Annotated in this window: 13 protein-coding genes; 8 read left to right on the top strand and 5 right to left on the bottom strand. The window is 65.6% G+C overall.

Annotation, left to right across the window (positions count from 1 at the left end; genetic code table 11):
- Window positions 1-6: 6 nt before the first annotated feature.
- Window positions 7-615 carry a transposase gene (locus M2351_RS30865; RefSeq protein WP_264659845.1) on the bottom strand — a complete coding sequence of 203 codons (609 nt, stop codon included), beginning with the start codon at window positions 613-615 and terminating at the stop codon, window positions 7-9.
- Between M2351_RS30865 and M2351_RS30860 the strand changes: the two genes are divergently transcribed.
- Window positions 614-1,645 (top strand): IS110 family RNA-guided transposase, encoded by a 1,032-nt coding sequence (locus M2351_RS30860; protein ID WP_264657727.1) that lies wholly within the window; start codon window positions 614-616, stop codon window positions 1,643-1,645. The genes M2351_RS30865 and M2351_RS30860 overlap by 2 nt on opposite strands.
- 398 nt (window positions 1,646-2,043) lie before the next feature.
- Here the strand turns inward: M2351_RS30860 and M2351_RS30855 are convergent, their stop codons facing one another.
- A complete protein-coding gene (locus tag M2351_RS30855; RefSeq protein ID WP_264659844.1) occupies window positions 2,044-3,651 on the bottom strand; it encodes a recombinase family protein in 1,608 nt (535 codons plus the stop codon).
- A 250-nt stretch (window positions 3,652-3,901) separates the two neighbouring features.
- On the opposite strand from M2351_RS30855, the gene M2351_RS30850 reads away from it, so the two are divergent.
- Window positions 3,902-4,234, top strand: a complete 333-nt coding sequence (locus tag M2351_RS30850; RefSeq protein ID WP_264659843.1) for a hypothetical protein — start codon at window positions 3,902-3,904, stop codon at window positions 4,232-4,234.
- Between the two features lie 16 nt (window positions 4,235-4,250).
- Here the strand turns inward: M2351_RS30850 and M2351_RS30845 are convergent, their stop codons facing one another.
- Both M2351_RS30845 and M2351_RS30840 read right to left on the bottom strand, forming a co-directional pair.
- Window positions 4,251-4,820: a hypothetical protein gene (locus M2351_RS30845; protein WP_264659842.1), complete on the bottom strand. Its 570-nt coding sequence runs from the start codon at window positions 4,818-4,820 to the stop codon at window positions 4,251-4,253.
- Between the two features lie 814 nt (window positions 4,821-5,634).
- Window positions 5,635-6,072: a hypothetical protein gene (locus tag M2351_RS30840; RefSeq protein WP_264659841.1), complete on the bottom strand. Its 438-nt coding sequence runs from the start codon at window positions 6,070-6,072 to the stop codon at window positions 5,635-5,637.
- 516 nt (window positions 6,073-6,588) lie between these two features.
- On the opposite strand from M2351_RS30840, the gene M2351_RS30835 reads away from it, so the two are divergent.
- Both M2351_RS30835 and recD2 read left to right on the top strand, forming a co-directional pair.
- Entirely contained in the window at window positions 6,589-6,948 is a 360-nt protein-coding gene (locus tag M2351_RS30835) for a hypothetical protein (RefSeq protein ID WP_264659840.1), read from the top strand.
- A gap of 403 nt (window positions 6,949-7,351) precedes the next feature.
- Entirely contained in the window at window positions 7,352-9,553 is a 2,202-nt protein-coding gene (recD2, locus tag M2351_RS30830; protein ID WP_454464597.1) for an SF1B family DNA helicase RecD2, read from the top strand.
- Window positions 9,554-9,692: 139 nt separating this feature from the next.
- On the opposite strand, the gene M2351_RS30825 is transcribed toward recD2, so the two are convergent.
- The gene (locus tag M2351_RS30825) at window positions 9,693-9,953 is read right to left on the bottom strand and encodes a hypothetical protein (RefSeq protein ID WP_264659838.1); all 261 of its coding nucleotides are present in this window, start codon (window positions 9,951-9,953) and stop codon (window positions 9,693-9,695) included.
- 195 nt (window positions 9,954-10,148) lie between these two features.
- Here M2351_RS30825 and M2351_RS30820 point away from each other — a divergent pair, with 195 nt between their 5' ends.
- The 4 genes from M2351_RS30820 (at window position 10,149) to M2351_RS30805 (ending at window position 14,398) form a co-directional block, all read left to right on the top strand.
- The gene (locus M2351_RS30820; protein WP_264659837.1) at window positions 10,149-10,778 is read left to right on the top strand and encodes a cupin domain-containing protein; all 630 of its coding nucleotides are present in this window, start codon (window positions 10,149-10,151) and stop codon (window positions 10,776-10,778) included.
- Window positions 10,779-10,935: 157 nt separating this feature from the next.
- Entirely contained in the window at window positions 10,936-11,967 is a 1,032-nt protein-coding gene (locus M2351_RS30815; protein ID WP_406567468.1) for an ABC transporter substrate-binding protein, read from the top strand.
- A gap of 69 nt (window positions 11,968-12,036) precedes the next feature.
- A complete protein-coding gene (locus M2351_RS30810; protein ID WP_264659835.1) occupies window positions 12,037-12,405 on the top strand; it encodes an AraC family ligand binding domain-containing protein in 369 nt (122 codons plus the stop codon).
- 34 nt (window positions 12,406-12,439) lie between these two features.
- Entirely contained in the window at window positions 12,440-14,398 is a 1,959-nt protein-coding gene (locus tag M2351_RS30805) for an oxidoreductase (RefSeq protein WP_264659834.1), read from the top strand.
- The last annotated feature ends 173 nt before the right edge of the window (window positions 14,399-14,571 follow it).

The following is a 14,571-nucleotide window of genomic DNA, read 5'->3' as shown; positions in this document are numbered from 1 at the left end:
TGCCTCTCAAGTGTCACGGATTTGACGAGGGGAGCGGCCGGAAGGCCGCGAGCATTCACGGAGCTTTTTCAAACGGTCGAGTTCGGCGTCATCGACCTTGAGCAGCCATATCCGATAACTGGAAACGGTGCTCAACCGTCCTTGGACTTTTCCTTGCCGGACCCAGGCGAACAGCGTTTGATGGGGCATGCCCAGGCGCTCGGCCAGTTCCAGGATGGTCATCTCGTTCTCCTGACGCTCGATATGGTCGGCGGGAGCCAGCTGGCGGCGAGCGACCAGACCTTGTCGGCGCAGCAGATCACTGACCATTCCACGCGTGAAGCCGGGGCGGTGGCGAGCCGAGCGCCAGCCTTCCTCATTCAGCTTGGCTGCGATGACGCGTTGAATACAGCCGGCTCGGCGCAGTTCCGCGACCCGAGTCAGCAGCGCGTCATAGTCGCTGAGTTGGTTCAGACGGGCCAGGGGCCGGCGGATCTCGGTTCGCGTCCGGGAGCCGCCGGCCCAATGGCACTCGACAGTGACATGGGGTAATCGCGGACGCGTGGGGCTTCCAACCAAAGCGGTGAGTTCTGCGTTACCCGCTTCAAGGAAAGGCACTGCAAGGAGAGCCGCCATGGAGCAGTTTGTCGGGTTGGACGTGTCGCTGAACGAGACCTCGGTGTGCGTTGTGACGGAAGCCGGCAAGGCGGTGTGGAAGGGGAAATGCGCCTCGACCCCGGAGGCCATTGCGGAAACGCTGCGCCGCCACGCCCCTCAGGCGGTTCGCATTGGTCTGGAGAGCGGCCCTCTGTCGACCTGGCATTGGCACGCTCTGCGCGACCTGGGCCTGCCGGTGGTTTGCCTCGATGCTCGGCAAGTCAAGGCGGCGTTATCGTTGCAGATCAACAAAACCGATGCCAACGACGCCCATGGCTTGGCCCAGGTCGTCCGCACCGGCTGGTTTCGCGCAGTCGAGGTCAAGAGCCTGGACAGCCATCTCGCGCGCGCCCAGTTGATGGCCCGCACCCAGCTGGTGGCCATGCGCCGGGACGTCGTCAACCAGATGCGCGGCATCCTGAAGACCTTCGGCCTGATCCTGGGCAAGGTCGGCGGGGCGGCGCTGCCCGCACGGGTTCGGGAGTTGACCACCGGTCAGGCCGGTGTGGCGGTCGTCACCGAGGCGCTGCTGGCCGTCTGGCAACGCCTCACCGAGCAGATCGAGGTGCTTGACCGGACGGTTCTGCGCCAGGCGCGGGACAACCTGGTCTGTCGGCGCTTGATGACCATCCCGGGGATCGGGCCGATCACCGCGCTGAGCTTCACCACGGTGATCGATGATCCCGCGCGGTTCGCCAAGTCTTCAAGCGTGGGCGCCTACTTGGGCCTGACCCCGCGGCAGTACCAGTCGGGCGAAGTGGACTGGGCGGGGCGGATCTCGAAGGCCGGCGACAAGCTGACGCGCGGTTATCTGTTCGAAGCCGCGGGAACCCTGCTGACCCGGGTGGAGAAATGGTGCGCTCTCAAGGCCTGGGGCGTTCGCCTGGCCAAACGCATCGGCCTGAAGAAGGCCAAGGTCGCGGTGGCTAGGAAACTGGCGGTGCTGATGCATCGGCTTTGGGTGGACGGCAGCGAGTTTCGCTGGGCTGGCCAGGAGGTGGCCGCCTGAACCACGTTTGAACGCGAGGTCGAAAGGGTTCCGCCCGCCGCGGAGCGAGGTCCCTGCCGGGACGAAGCGGCAGCCATCCCGTCTATGTGGATGCAAGATCGCTGGGGCATCCCGCCCGCGATCACTGCGTCAGTGACATTGGGAGGCTGCGCTCCTCACGCCATCATGCGGCGGCACCTGCCGACCGCGGAGACAACCATGGATCCGGCAGTGGTCTTGGTCCTCGGAACGGACTGCGACATCAACGAGCCTCGTCGTCTGGAACGGTCGCCCAGGTGGGTCCACAGGCCCGCCCCGTCATTGATGGAGGTGCGAGGCGGGCCTGTGGACTACCTGGACGACCTGGCACAGTGAAATGAAAACCCACATTGGGAAAGTGCTTGATCCTTGGCCCGCGATTAGACAACCACTTCGGTCGTACCGGCGACGGTCACCACAATGCGCTCCAGCACCAGGCGCACCAATTCCTGGCGCTCCACTACGGTCGTCGTTGGGGCCCGCCAGAGGGCGGGAATATCCGCGGCCAAGCGCCGGATGGCGTCCTGCTCGGCGGCGGTCAGGCGCCGTGGGGCACGGCGCTGGAAGCTCTCATAGTCCGCCGTCAGACGCTGTTCGGTTGCCAACGCCTCTTCCCATTGCCGCTCCAGCGTCCGGGCGACCAAGCGGTTCTCCGGTTCCACCGCGGCATACATCCGGGACGCCCGATCGGCCTCGTAATGGGCCCGCTCCAGGCGCAGGCGCCACTGGCGGTGCTGGTCCGCTCGTTCCAGTTCCAAATCCTCCGCCAGCTGAAGGCTGGTGTCCAAAGCCGCCGGGGTGAGCGCTCGCAAGACCAGCTCGGTGACGTGCGCATCGAGCGCGTCCCCCGCCAGCGCTTGGCAGATTGGTACCCCGTAGCAAGCGCTCTCCGCACCGCACACGTAGCGGAGGCCGCGCCCGTTGTGGTTGTGGTGGGTGAACATGCGATGGCCACAGCGCCCGCAGGCGAGCAGCCCGGACAGCAGTCCCGGCCCATGGCGGGGAATGCCCCGATGGTCGCTGCGATTGGCCGCCATTTGCTCCAGGTTCGCCATGTAGCGCTCCCAGCTGATGTAAGCCGGCAGGCGGTCGCGCAGAACAATGACCCCGTTCTCCAGGTCATGACCACGGCGGCGCCCGGTGTTCGGCTGCCCAGGCTGCTGCCGCGCCGGTTGCACCTGGCGCCGCCCATAGACATAAACACCGGCGTAGCAGGGATTGTGCAGCAGGTCGACCAGGGTTGGCCGGTTCGGCCGACGCCAGGCGAGTTCCCCCTTGGCAAGGCCGACGCGCACGCGGTCCGGCAGGTGGATGTCGTGGGTGACCAAGTGGCGGAGCACGGCGCTGATGGTGCCGTAGCGCTCAAACAGCGAGAAGACCAACCGGATCGTGGTTTGCACCTGCTCATCGGGATCGAGCCCAACGGAGCCGTCCGGACGGCGCAGATAACCGCGCGGCAGCGTCACAGCGAGTTCGCCGCGCTGTGCCTTCGCCCGACGCCCCTCGTCCATGCGCGCTTTGAGCAGATGGAGTTCCGCTTCACTGATCGTGGCCTTGAGCCCAAGCAGCAGGCGATCATTCAGGCAGTTCGGGTCGTAGATGCCTTGGGAATCGCCGAGCAACGTCCCGCGGAGCGCGCAAATTTCGATGAGCTGATGCCAATCGCAGCAGGAGCGAGCCAAGCGCGACATCTCCACGCCGAGCACCAAGCCGACGTGACCGAGCCCGACCTCGGCGAAGAGCCTCTGGAAGCCGAGCCGCCCCTGGGTGGAGGCCCCGGAGCGACCTTGGTCCTCGTCGATGACCACAACCCGCTCGCGCGCCCATCCCAAGGCGAGTGCGTGGTCGACCAGGGCATACTGAAGGCGGGTCGATTCCTGGTGGCGTTCGATCTGGTGCGGCGTCGATTGCCGGACGTAGACGATCGCCTGGCGGTCACGATGAAGGGGCTGGATCTTGTCGCTGATCGCCGCGTTCCGTGGGCTCATGGCCGGCCTCCCTCGATTCCTCGCGTTGAGGATCGGGGAGGCAGCGCCGGATCAGGCGGCCGAGGCGAACCATCACCTTGCGCCGTTGTCCGGCCGGCAGGTCCGACCAGGTTATCTGAGCCGGCCACGGCTTCTCTGTCATGGCGCTGCTCCAGCCAACGGACCACCGCCAACAAGGCTGTATGGCCCACCCGTGGATGCGGGCTCAACAGATTTGCTTCTTCAGCGGTTCCTACAATGGTCCTTCGAGGTGACGCTGTCCGAAGTCCGTCGCCACCTCGGCGTCGAGACGCAGCGGCAGTGGTCCGACCGGGCGATCCTGCGCACCACGCCGGCCCTGCTCGGGCTGTTCTCGCTCGTCACGCTGTGGGCGGACCGGCTCGCCGCCGACCGCGGGCTCCGGCCGGATAGCGTCCGCTGGTATCGCAAGGCCGAGCCCACCGTCCGTGATGCGCTCGCCCTGGTTCGCCGCGAGCTGTGGACCGCGCCGACTTTCGCAACGTCACGGCAGAACCACGGCAACGCCGAAATCCTGAACAAGCTCCTGGATCGGCTCATTCACGTCGCCTGCCGACCGCCCTAAACGTGCAAAGACCAGCTCAGGGATAGAGAGGAACTTCGTAATCGTAATAGTCAAAACTGCCGACAATGACGAACAAGCGCTCCTCGGCGGGGACATGGACCGTGAGCAGGTAAACGTTCCACCACTCCATGCGGCCGAGATAGTCGCTCGTGAAGTACGGGCTGATTGATGGAAGATCCCATGTTTTCCAATCCCAGAAGTGCCGATCGCGGCTGCTCGGCGACACGGCCTCCACCATTTCGTCAAAAAGCTTTTCCGACCCTGGCGACCCAGGCCGGTACTGGCTGTATGAAAGGGCGAGAGCAAGGCCGAACCGACCAAATACCCTCTCCGGTCGCCAGTCGAGCGGATCGCTCATTGAAAAAGCGAGGAAGTCCTCACGAGAAATCTCCCGGCCCGACAACTGGGCTATCCGTTCCAGGTTGATGAAGTCTCTGCCCCCGCACGCTTCGTTGATCGCATAGGCAAGCGCCTCACGCAGCCGCGCATCGGATCCGTCGAACTCGTCGAAAACTGAGAAACTTAGGGCGCCACCGAGCTTGCGGTAGGAATAAAGCGCCGGGGCTAGGAGATGAGCCGGTCTCATGGCGGTAGCTTAGGCCACGTTGCCAGGAATCAGAAGGTTTTCAGATCACTGCTACCGAGCAATGTCAGCAACCCGGCCGGGAGGCAGGGCACGTAGGCGCATGCGCATGCGCCCGTTGCCGATGCAATCGAAGCGGGTATCGCGCAGTTTCCGCTGTGGCAGAACGTGGGCGTAGGGGCGCAGACGCCGCTGAATATCCCAGGGCCAGTATGCGAAGCGCGTGATGAACCGGCGCTGGGCGCGACGGTGCGAGAAAGTAACGCGGCCATCGCCAACACAGAGACCAACGCGAAAGCCAGTCACGTTAGCGTTTGGGTCGGCTATGCGGATCCAGGCGGTAGCGCGTCTCCACACTCCAGGACTGTCGAACGCAACGTCGAGCGTCAGGCCGTAAGGACGGCCAATGTCCGTGACGAACAGGGTTCCGCGGCGTGCTACCACGAGGAACTCCGTGGTTGGGGCATCGGATAGTACCAGAGGAGACGTCAGCTGTCAGGGATGGTGGTGTTGTTCCGCCAGATGCGTCCGGCGGTGCAACACCTTTGTCGCAGGGCTGGCGCCTAGCCCGTCCAGGGGCCTCCCAGGAAGTGTGCTCGCTGACCACCCAACGCTCGTTCGCTGAGTAGCCCGCCTAGTTTCCTATTTCGCGCTGCTGAGCAGCGTGCTGGCTGGGTGGCGGTGGCCAAGCCAATGCTTTCTCCAGCACAACATCTTGATTCACCGAAAACGTTCCAATTACCGGAACCTACGTTTCGGTGATAGAGCCGTTGATCAACACCGTTGGAGCTGGTGCCGATAGCCGGCTGACGCTTGTTTAGGTCCGGCCTTTCATCCGAAGCGCTGCCCCCATGAGGATTTCCATGGCGATGCGCATCATCTGTTCCGGCGGCACACCGTCGTCGAGCGCGACTTGCGCCGTGGTCACGGCAACAGGCCCGGCGGCTCCGACGGCCGACATCCCCTGCTCCTTGAGATACACGTAAACGGCTCCCGCTGCGGCGGCCAGTTCCTCCTCGTCGGCCACCTCGCTGTCGTTCGCGACGTGCGCTCCGACATAGGAATTCGGCTCGTACGCGAGGATCTGACCCAATGTGTGGGCCATCACCTCCGCGTAGTCGGCGAGCCCATCGGCGGTGAGCGAAAAGGTGGTGATGTTGGTCTCGTTCGGCGCGGCGCCGCGGTCGGCCAAATCGGCTTTAATCGCTTCCAGCTCGTTCGGCGATAGCGGTCGCCGGTTGCCGTCGGCGAACATTCGGGTTGCGATCACAAAGCCCGCCGCGAGCAACGCCTTTGGTCGTGCGATCTCCTGCGGAAGGTGGCCTTCCACACGTCAATGGCAGCCCGGCGTGACATCCAACGACATTCAGCTCTCCCGTCCTGCGACCAGGCAACCGCACCTGGCTCCATCTTGACCATAGAGAGCTTGGTGGGCCGTTGCGACCCATGTGATGACGAATGTCCCGCTGCCGTCATCGGAAGATCGGGTTTCCGAAGTACACCCCTTTTGAAGTCGCATCGCACGTTCTCGGTCGATCCGCGCGTGCAAAAGAATGAAGCGTTTACGCCCATATCCGAGGCGCCGAGAAAATGCTGAGGTGACCAGAGCCACCGCTCTGCTCGTTGCCTAGAGCTGAGACCACGTCTGAGTTCTTCCTGCCCTGCACAGACACCCCGCCGCGAAAAAGGAGAGAAGGAAAGCGCCGCTATTGCAGAACGAAGTGAGAACGCCTACGGTCGCCGCCAGTGATTGATCAAGGAGAACTGGCCGATGCTCGGGGAAGCCATCCCGCTGAAACTGACCGGCTGGGCGTGGCTCCAAACTGGTATCGACCGCCGCATCATCGGCTGGGATGCGGACGCTTGCGCGTGGGTGGCGTCGCCGCCGGTGGCCACCGTCGGGTCGAGCGCGCCAGGAACGCCGCCGCGCTGGGCGATGACCGTGAGCCATCGCGCTGTCCAGCTGTCGGAACCAGCGCGCGTGCTGTCGGACGATATGCTGGGTGCCATCGACCAATTTCGAGCCGAGCATCACTTCGTCGCCAGCCAAAGCAACGCCGCGATTTCCGTCCGTCTGTGGCGGCCGCAGCCCACGGGGCGCTCAGGCCCGGTTTCGCGCCGATCCGCCTGACGCTGGCGTGTGGCGTGGCAAGCTCGCTGCTGCGCCCCCCTTTGCCAGCGGCCACGACGCGAGCGCGATCCGGATCGCACTCGAACTCCATCGGCGCGCCGAAATGGGCAGAGTTCCCTCATCAGAGCGCTCGCAATCCTGGATTGGGTCCGACGTAAGCGTCGCGATTGCGCCGACCGCGTCGGCAACCCAAGTTGGCGAGGCTCCCGAAACAGACCAGCCGGCACGGTGACCGGATGTTTCGCCACTGTGCGCGGGTGAGGCGTACCTCTGGGCGAAAGCGGATCGACCAACCCTGGCCATACCCGCCTGAATGGCCTGGAACACTTTGGTTCTGCGGGATGGTTCGCCATATGTTGGCGATGATGCCGTTCACCCCTGCCCGCCCCCGCTGATGGCCAATATGTCCTCCGCCTCCTCGGATCGTGAGCTGGTCGTCGGCGCCGTGGAGCGGGTCACCTTCCACAACGCCGAGACCGGCTTCTGCGTGCTCCGGATCAAGGTGCGTGGGCAACGCGACCCGCTGACGGTGGTCGGACGGGCCGCGGCGATTGCTCCTGGCGAATCGGTCCAGGCCACCGGCCAGTGGGTCAATGACCGTATCCACGGCCCCCAGTTCCAAGCCGACCATCTCCAATCCGCCCCACCCGTCTCCGCGGACGGCATCGAGAAGTACCTCGCGTCGGGGCTGATGCGCGGCATCGGCCCGGTCTACGCCCGCAAGCTCATCCAGGCCTTCGGCGAGCAGGTGCTCGATGTTATCGACAACGAGCCGGAGCGCCTGCGCCACGTGCCCGGCATCGGCCCCGGACGGGCTGCACACATCGTCGAGGGCTGGCGCGAGCAGCGCGCCATCCGCGACATCATGGTCTTTCTGCACGACCACGGCATTGGCACGGCGCGGGCTGTGCGCATCCACCGGCTCTATGGCGCGGATGCGGTCCGGCTGATCACCGAGAATCCTTACCGTCTCGCCAGGGACCTGCGCGGGATCGGCTTCGCCACCGCCGAGCAGATCGCGCAACGGTTTGGCATCCCGCCGGACTCGCCGTTGCGCGTTCGCGCCGGGCTGACGCACGCGCTGACCGTGGCCATGGGCGAGGGGCACTGCGGCCTGCCGCGTACCGCCCTGGTCGAGGCGGCACGGGACCTGCTCGCCGTGGACACCGCCCTGGTCGAGGCAGCGATCGAGGCGGAGGTGGCTGAAGGCACTCTGGTCGCCGACACTCTGATGGGCGAGCCGGCGCTCTTTCTCGGTTGGCTGTTTCATGCCGAGCGCAACATCGCCGACCGGCTGTCCACGCTGGCCCGCGCGCCCTTGCCTTGGGACGCCATCGACGCCGACCGGGCCCTTCCCTGGGTCGAGGTGAAGGCAGGCCTGACGCTGGCGTCCAGCCAGAAGGCGGCGCTGCGGCGCGCGCTGGGCTCCAAGGTGCTGGTGATCACCGGCGGTCCCGGGGTGGGCAAGACGACGCTGGTCAACAGCATCCTCAAGATCCTTGCGGCCAAGGGCGTGCGCCTGCGCCTCGCGGCGCCGACCGGGCGCGCCGCCAAGCGCATGACCGAGGCGACCGGCGTGGAGGCCAAGACACTGCACCGCCTGCTGGAGATCGACCCGCGCGGCGGTGGCTTTCAGCGGAACGAGGAAAACCCGTTGGACGGCGACCTGCTGGTGGTGGACGAAGCCAGCATGGTGGACGTGCCGCTGATGTACGCCCTGCTGCGCGCGATGCCCCCGACCATGGCGCTGCTGCTGGTGGGCGACGTGGATCAGCTGCCCAGCGTCGGCCCCGGCCGGGTGCTGGGCGACCTGATCGACGGCGGGCTGGTGCCGGTGGTACGCCTGACCGAGGTGTTCCGCCAAGCGGCGACCAGCCGTATCATCGGCAACGCCCACCGCATCAACGCCGGCCAGCTGCCGGAGGTGCCGCGCAAGGGTGAGGCGAGCGATTTTTTCTGGATCGATGCACCGACACCGGACGAGGCGACCCGCCGCATCGTTCATCTCGTCGCCCAGCACCTCCCGCGCAGCCAAGGCTGCGATCCGGTCCGCGACGTCCAGGTGCTCTGCCCGATGAACGTCGGACCGGCGGGCGCCCGCTCCCTGAACGTTGCCTTGCAGCAGGCCCTGAACCCGCCCACGGCCGAGCGCGTCGAGCGGTTCGGCTCGGTCTACGGGGTGGGCGACAAGGTCATGCAGGTGGTCAACAACTACGACAAGGACACCTTCAACGGCGACATCGGCCGGATCGAGAGCATCAAGCTCGATGCGGGCGAAGCGGTGATCCGGTTCGACGAACGGTCGGTCCCCTACCGCTTCGACGAATTGGATGAGATCGTTCTGGCTTACGCCACGACCATCCACAAGAGCCAGGGGTCGGAATACCCCGTAGTGATCATTCCATTGCTGCTGCAGCACCAAATCATGCTGCACCGGAACCTGCTCTACACCGGCGTCACGCGCGGCAAGCGCCTGGTCGTCCTGGTTGGCGACAAGCGGGCCTGCGCCATGGCCGTGTGGGGTACGCGGACCACGCCTCGCCACACCAAGCTGGTGGAATGGGCGCGCGTGTATGGCGGCGCGGTGTCGATCCCTGCGGCTTGATGGCCTCAACGGCTGCTTCCATCACAGCGGCCTGGGCACAGGCGGCATTGCCTCTCACCAGATCGTACGAGTTCACACCAACCCTGGTCGGCGGCTCCAGTTGCACAAAGCGACGGCTGGCGCCTTCCGTACATCAAAGTCACCGTCCAGCCTGCGCTGCAGGCGTCCTGCGGAACACCCACCACACCATGCGACGGATGCGCAGGACCGTGAACAGCGCCATCCCAACGCCCATGAGGAACGACAGCGCGCCAAAGGCAGTGGCGAAGAGCGCTCCCACCATCGCCACCGAGATCGTGCTGGCGCGTGCCACCGTCGTGAGGACCTTCTTTCCGGTGAGGCGCAACGCACCACTGGTTGGATGCCGCGCGTAGGAAGCGATACGGTTCTTTTTGTACAAACAGTGCAACAATCCCAACCCTAAACCTGGACGGTCGCCTCGTCATGCCAGCCGAGGACGGCTTCAATCCGCCCCGCGCTGGCAGACCACCGCACCGGTGAACCATGAGCGTCTCTTAAAACTTTCACTGTGGTGAAATTCGTCGTTGATTTTTTTCACGAGTGCGCGGGATGCTGTCGGAAGAGGAGAGCGTCCATGAAGCCATCGCGTGCCCACCGATCTCCACCCCCGACTAAGCCTGCGACCGCCTCCACCGTGCCGTCAGAGATCGGCGAACGGGTCGGCAGCGAAATCCGGCAACTCCGCAAGGCGCGCGGCCTGACGCTGACTGATCTGTCCGCCAAGACCGGGTTATCCATCGGCTATCTCAGCCAGGTGGAGCGGAACCTCTCCGCTCCCTCGGTGAAGAGCCTTCACGACATCAGCGGTGCCCTCGGCGTCAGCGTGAGCTGGTTCTTTCCCGCCGGGGATAGCGGCGCGGATGACGAACGCGACGTCGTCGTGCGCGCGGCTCACCGGCGTTCCCTGAGCTACGACGATCGCATTCGCGATTATCTCCTGTCGCCCAATCTGGCCGGCCAGCTTGAGCTGATCCTCAGCCGCTTCGCCCCGGGAGCCAGCAGCGGCGAGGAGCCCTACACCCACGAGGGGGAGGAGGGCGGTCTCGTGATCGCCGGTCAGTTCGAGCTGTGGGTGGGCGATCGGCACTTCTTGCTCCAGGAGGGGGACAGCTTCGCCTTTGCGAGCACCACACCGCATCGCTACCGCAACCCCGGAGACGTCGAGACTGTCGTCGTCTGGGCCATCACGCCGCCGAGCTTCTGAACCAGCAACCGGTTCCGAAGGCCAGGACGCAACCGGAGGGAGGAGCTAAGCCCGCCGAACACCGCAATACGCTCCCCGTAGCCCGGCCACTCTGGCCCGGTGCCGTCTCACAATCACAAAAAATGAGAGGGACTAGGGAATGGAAACGCTGAAGATCATGCTGTGCGCACTGGCCGCCCTGGGTGGCGCCGCCGTGGTGACCGCCCAGGCGCAGGCCCGCGACCTGACGGTGGTGTCCTGGGGAGGCGCCTATCAGGAGGCGCAGAAGAAAGTCTACTTCGAGCCGTTCAAGACGGCCACCGGCCTTCCCCTGAACGATGAATCCTGGGACGGTGGCATCGGTGTGCTAAGGGCCAAGGTCCAGGGCGGCGCCTCCACTTGGGACGTGGTGCAGGTCGAGGCCGAGGAGCTGCCGCTCGGCTGCGAGGAAGGGCTGTTCGAGACGCTCGATTACAGCAAGATCGGCGGCCGCGACGCCTACCTGTCGGAGGCGGTTCACGACTGCGGCATCGGCGCCATCGCGGTCAGCTACGTCCTCGCCTACGACAAGGACAAGCTGAAGGACCCGCCGAAGAGCTGGGCCGATTTCTTCGACACCAAGAAGTATCCCGGTAAGCGGGCGCTGCGCCTGGGGCCGAAAACCACACTGGAAATTGCCCTGATGGGCGACGGCGTGGCGCCGCAGGACGTTTACAAGGTCCTGGCCACCGAGGCCGGTGTGGACCGCGCCTTTAAGAAGCTCGACTCCATCCGCAGCGACCTGATCTGGTGGAAGGCGGGTGCCCAGCCGCCGCAGCTTCTGGCCTCGGGCGAGGTCGTCATGACCGATGTCTACAACGGCCGTATCGATGCCGCCAACCGAGACGAGAAGAAGAATTTCGGCATTGCCTGGAACGGCGCGATCTTTACCATCGATCACTGGGCCATACTGAAGAACACGCCGAATTTGAACGCGGCCTACAAATTCCTCGACTTTGCCGGCAAGCCGGAAAATCAGGCGAAGCTGCCGCAGTACATCGCCTACGGGCCGACCAATAAGCGGGCACTGTCCATGATCGACGAGGCGCGGCTGGCCGACCTGCCGACGGCGCCGGAGATCCTGGCCACCTCAGTCAACATCAACTCGGCTTTCTGGCTGGAGAACATCGACCGGCTCAACGAGCGCTTCAACAAGTGGGCGGCGAAGTGACCACCTGACTTCGCACGGCCGGCGCCGTCGGCGGCGCCGGCCCTCGCTGTCTCGCCCGGGAGCAACCGCATGACCAATCCCATCCTGTTCAAAAGAGACCAGGCGCCGTTCGAAGCCTATGGCGACGGACCCGGCACCGCGACCATTGCGCGCCTGATCGGGCCGGACATCAGCACCACCATAGGGGCCGGGCTGGCCACCTTCGACAGCACGTCGATCGCCTGGACGGTGCTGTACGACGAGGTGGTCGTCGGCATCGAGGGCGCGTTTCGCCTGCGCACCGGCGACACCGTCCACGAGGTCGGGCCCGGTGACGTGCTGTGGATCCCGAAAGGCACGGCGCTCCGCTACGAAGGCTCGGCCGCACTGGTCTTCTACGCGCTCTATCCCGTTGATTGGCGCACACGCGGCGACAGCCGGCGTGAGCACAGCGCCTGAATCTGCCCCCGCATACTCCGGCCAGGAGCCGTTCATGGACGCCAGGACATTCCCTCATCTTTTCACGCCCCTGACCATCCGCGGCGCGACGCTGCGCAACCGGATCATGTCCACCGGCCACGACACGGTGTTGCCCACCGACGGCACGGTCAACGACGCGCTGGTCGCCTACCACGAGGCACGGGCGCGCGGCGGCGCCGGCCTGATCGTCCTCCAGGTGTCGGGCGTGCATGAGACGGCGCGCTACACCACTCACATGCTGATGGCGACCGAGGATCGATCCATAGAAGGTTATCGGCGCGTCGCCGAGGCGGTGCACCAGCACGGCACCGTGCTTTTTGCCCAGTTGTTCCATCCCGGTCGTGAGATCATGGAGTCCGAAGGCGGGCTTCTCGCGGTTGCCTATGCGCCGTCGCTGGCGCCGAACGAGCGGTTCCACGTGATGCCGCGCCCGCTGAGTCGGGGGATGATCGCCGAGATCATCGCCGGCTACGGCGATGCCGCCCGCCGCATGCACGAAGCCGGACTGGACGGTGTGGAGATCGTCGCCAGCCATGGTTATCTTCCCTCGCAGTTCCTCAACCCGCGGGTCAACCGCCGCGAGGACGCCTATGGTGGCACCCCGGAGAACTGCCTCCGCTTTCTGCGCGACGTCATTGCCGACGTCCGGGCCAAGACCGACGAGCGCTTCGTCATCGGCCTGCGCATCTCCGGTGGAGAAATGGACGAGGAAGGGCTGACGGCGGGGGAGGCGTTGGATGCCATCGCTGCGCTCGACGGCGCACTGGATTACGTCCACGTGATCGCCGGGACCTCCGCCTCGCTCGGCGGCGCCATCCACATCGTGCCGCCCATGACCATCGAGAACGCCTACATGGCGCCGTTCGCCGCCACCGTGAAGGCGCGCGTCGGCATGCCCGTGTTCGTCACCGGGCGCATCAACCAGCCGCAGGATGCCGAAGGCGTTATCGCCTCCAATCAGGCCGATGTCTGCGGCATGACGCGGGCCTTGATCGCCGACCCGGAGATGCCGCGGAAAGCACGGGAGGGCCGGGCCGAGGACATCCGCGCCTGCGTCGCCTGCAACCAGGCCTGCATCGGCCACTTCCACCGCGGGTACCCGATTTCCTGCATTCAGCATCCGGTGACCGGGCGCGAGCTTCGCTACAGCACCGTCACCCCCGCGGCCGAGCCGAAGCGGGTGATGGTCGTCGGCGGCGGCCCGGCCGGTATGAAGGCGGCGGCCGTTGCCGCCTCGCGCGGCCACCGTGTCACGCTGTACGAGGCGAGCACCCGGCTCGGCGGGCAGACGTTGCTGGCGCAGCTACTGCCAGGCCGGGCGGAGTTTGGCGGACTGGTGACGAACCTGGAGCGCGAGCTGGAACTCGCACAAGTCGAGGTGCGCAAGGGCGTGCGGGTGGACAAGGCGCTGATCGAGGCCGAGGCGCCCGACGCGGTGATCGTCGCCACCGGCGCCACGCCGTTCCGGCCGCGCTTGGAGCAGGGCGACGGGATGCAGGTCGTCGATGCCTGGCAGGTCATCAAAGGGGAGGTCACAGTTGGTGCCTCTGTCCTAGTCAGCGACTGGCGCTGCGATTGGATCGGGATTGGCGTCGCCGAGATGCTGGCCCGTGCGGGCAGCGCGGTGCGGCTGGCGGTGAACGGAACCACGGCCGGCGAGGTGTTGCCGCTCTACGTGCGCGACCATTCCATCGGCCGGCTGCATCGGCTTGGCGTGACAGTGACGCCTTTTGCCCGCCTGTACGGGTGCGACGGCGACACGGTCTACCTGCAGCACACGACCAGCAGCGAGGCCATCGTCGTCGAAGGGATCGACACGCTGGTCGTGTGCCACGGGCACGCGCCGGTCATGGAGTTGAGCGAGGCCCTGGAGGACTATCTGGGCACGGTTCACGTCATCGGCGACGGCCTAGCGCCGCGCACCGCCGAGGAAGCAATTTTTGAAGGCTTCCGGACTGCGTGGACCCTGTAGAGGAGCTGGCCCGGCATGTGGGCGGACTGCCCACAGGTTCAATGGCGGGAGAGCAGGTCGTGGAGGCGGCGCACCAGACACTCGTGAATGGCAAACCGCGATCGGTCTCCGACAGCAGCGGCATGCCCCCATTCGCCGTGAGCCGCCGGTTATCGGATGTATGTCGGCGACCA

It is taken from the genome of Azospirillum canadense (assembly GCF_025961225.1).
GTDB classification, from domain to species: Bacteria; Pseudomonadota; Alphaproteobacteria; order Azospirillales; family Azospirillaceae; genus Azospirillum; species Azospirillum canadense.
This window is presented reverse-complemented; position numbering and strand designations above follow the sequence as displayed.

Coding starts and splice junctions, on each gene's coding strand:
- M2351_RS30860 (WP_264657727.1), top strand. CDS start 614: ATGGAGCAGTTTGTCGGGTTGGACGTGTCGCTGAACGAGACCTCGGTG.
- M2351_RS30865 (WP_264659845.1), bottom strand. CDS start 615: ATGGCGGCTCTCCTTGCAGTGCCTTTCCTTGAAGCGGGTAACGCAGAA.
- M2351_RS30855 (WP_264659844.1), bottom strand. CDS start 3,651: ATGAGCCCACGGAACGCGGCGATCAGCGACAAGATCCAGCCCCTTCAT.
- M2351_RS30845 (WP_264659842.1), bottom strand. CDS start 4,820: ATGAGACCGGCTCATCTCCTAGCCCCGGCGCTTTATTCCTACCGCAAG.
- M2351_RS30840 (WP_264659841.1), bottom strand. CDS start 6,072: ATGTTCGCCGACGGCAACCGGCGACCGCTATCGCCGAACGAGCTGGAA.
- M2351_RS30835 (WP_264659840.1), top strand. CDS start 6,589: ATGCTCGGGGAAGCCATCCCGCTGAAACTGACCGGCTGGGCGTGGCTC.
- recD2 (WP_454464597.1), top strand. CDS start 7,352: ATGTCCTCCGCCTCCTCGGATCGTGAGCTGGTCGTCGGCGCCGTGGAG.
- M2351_RS30820 (WP_264659837.1), top strand. CDS start 10,149: ATGAAGCCATCGCGTGCCCACCGATCTCCACCCCCGACTAAGCCTGCG.
- M2351_RS30815 (WP_406567468.1), top strand. CDS start 10,936: ATGCTGTGCGCACTGGCCGCCCTGGGTGGCGCCGCCGTGGTGACCGCC.
- M2351_RS30810 (WP_264659835.1), top strand. CDS start 12,037: ATGACCAATCCCATCCTGTTCAAAAGAGACCAGGCGCCGTTCGAAGCC.
- M2351_RS30805 (WP_264659834.1), top strand. CDS start 12,440: ATGGACGCCAGGACATTCCCTCATCTTTTCACGCCCCTGACCATCCGC.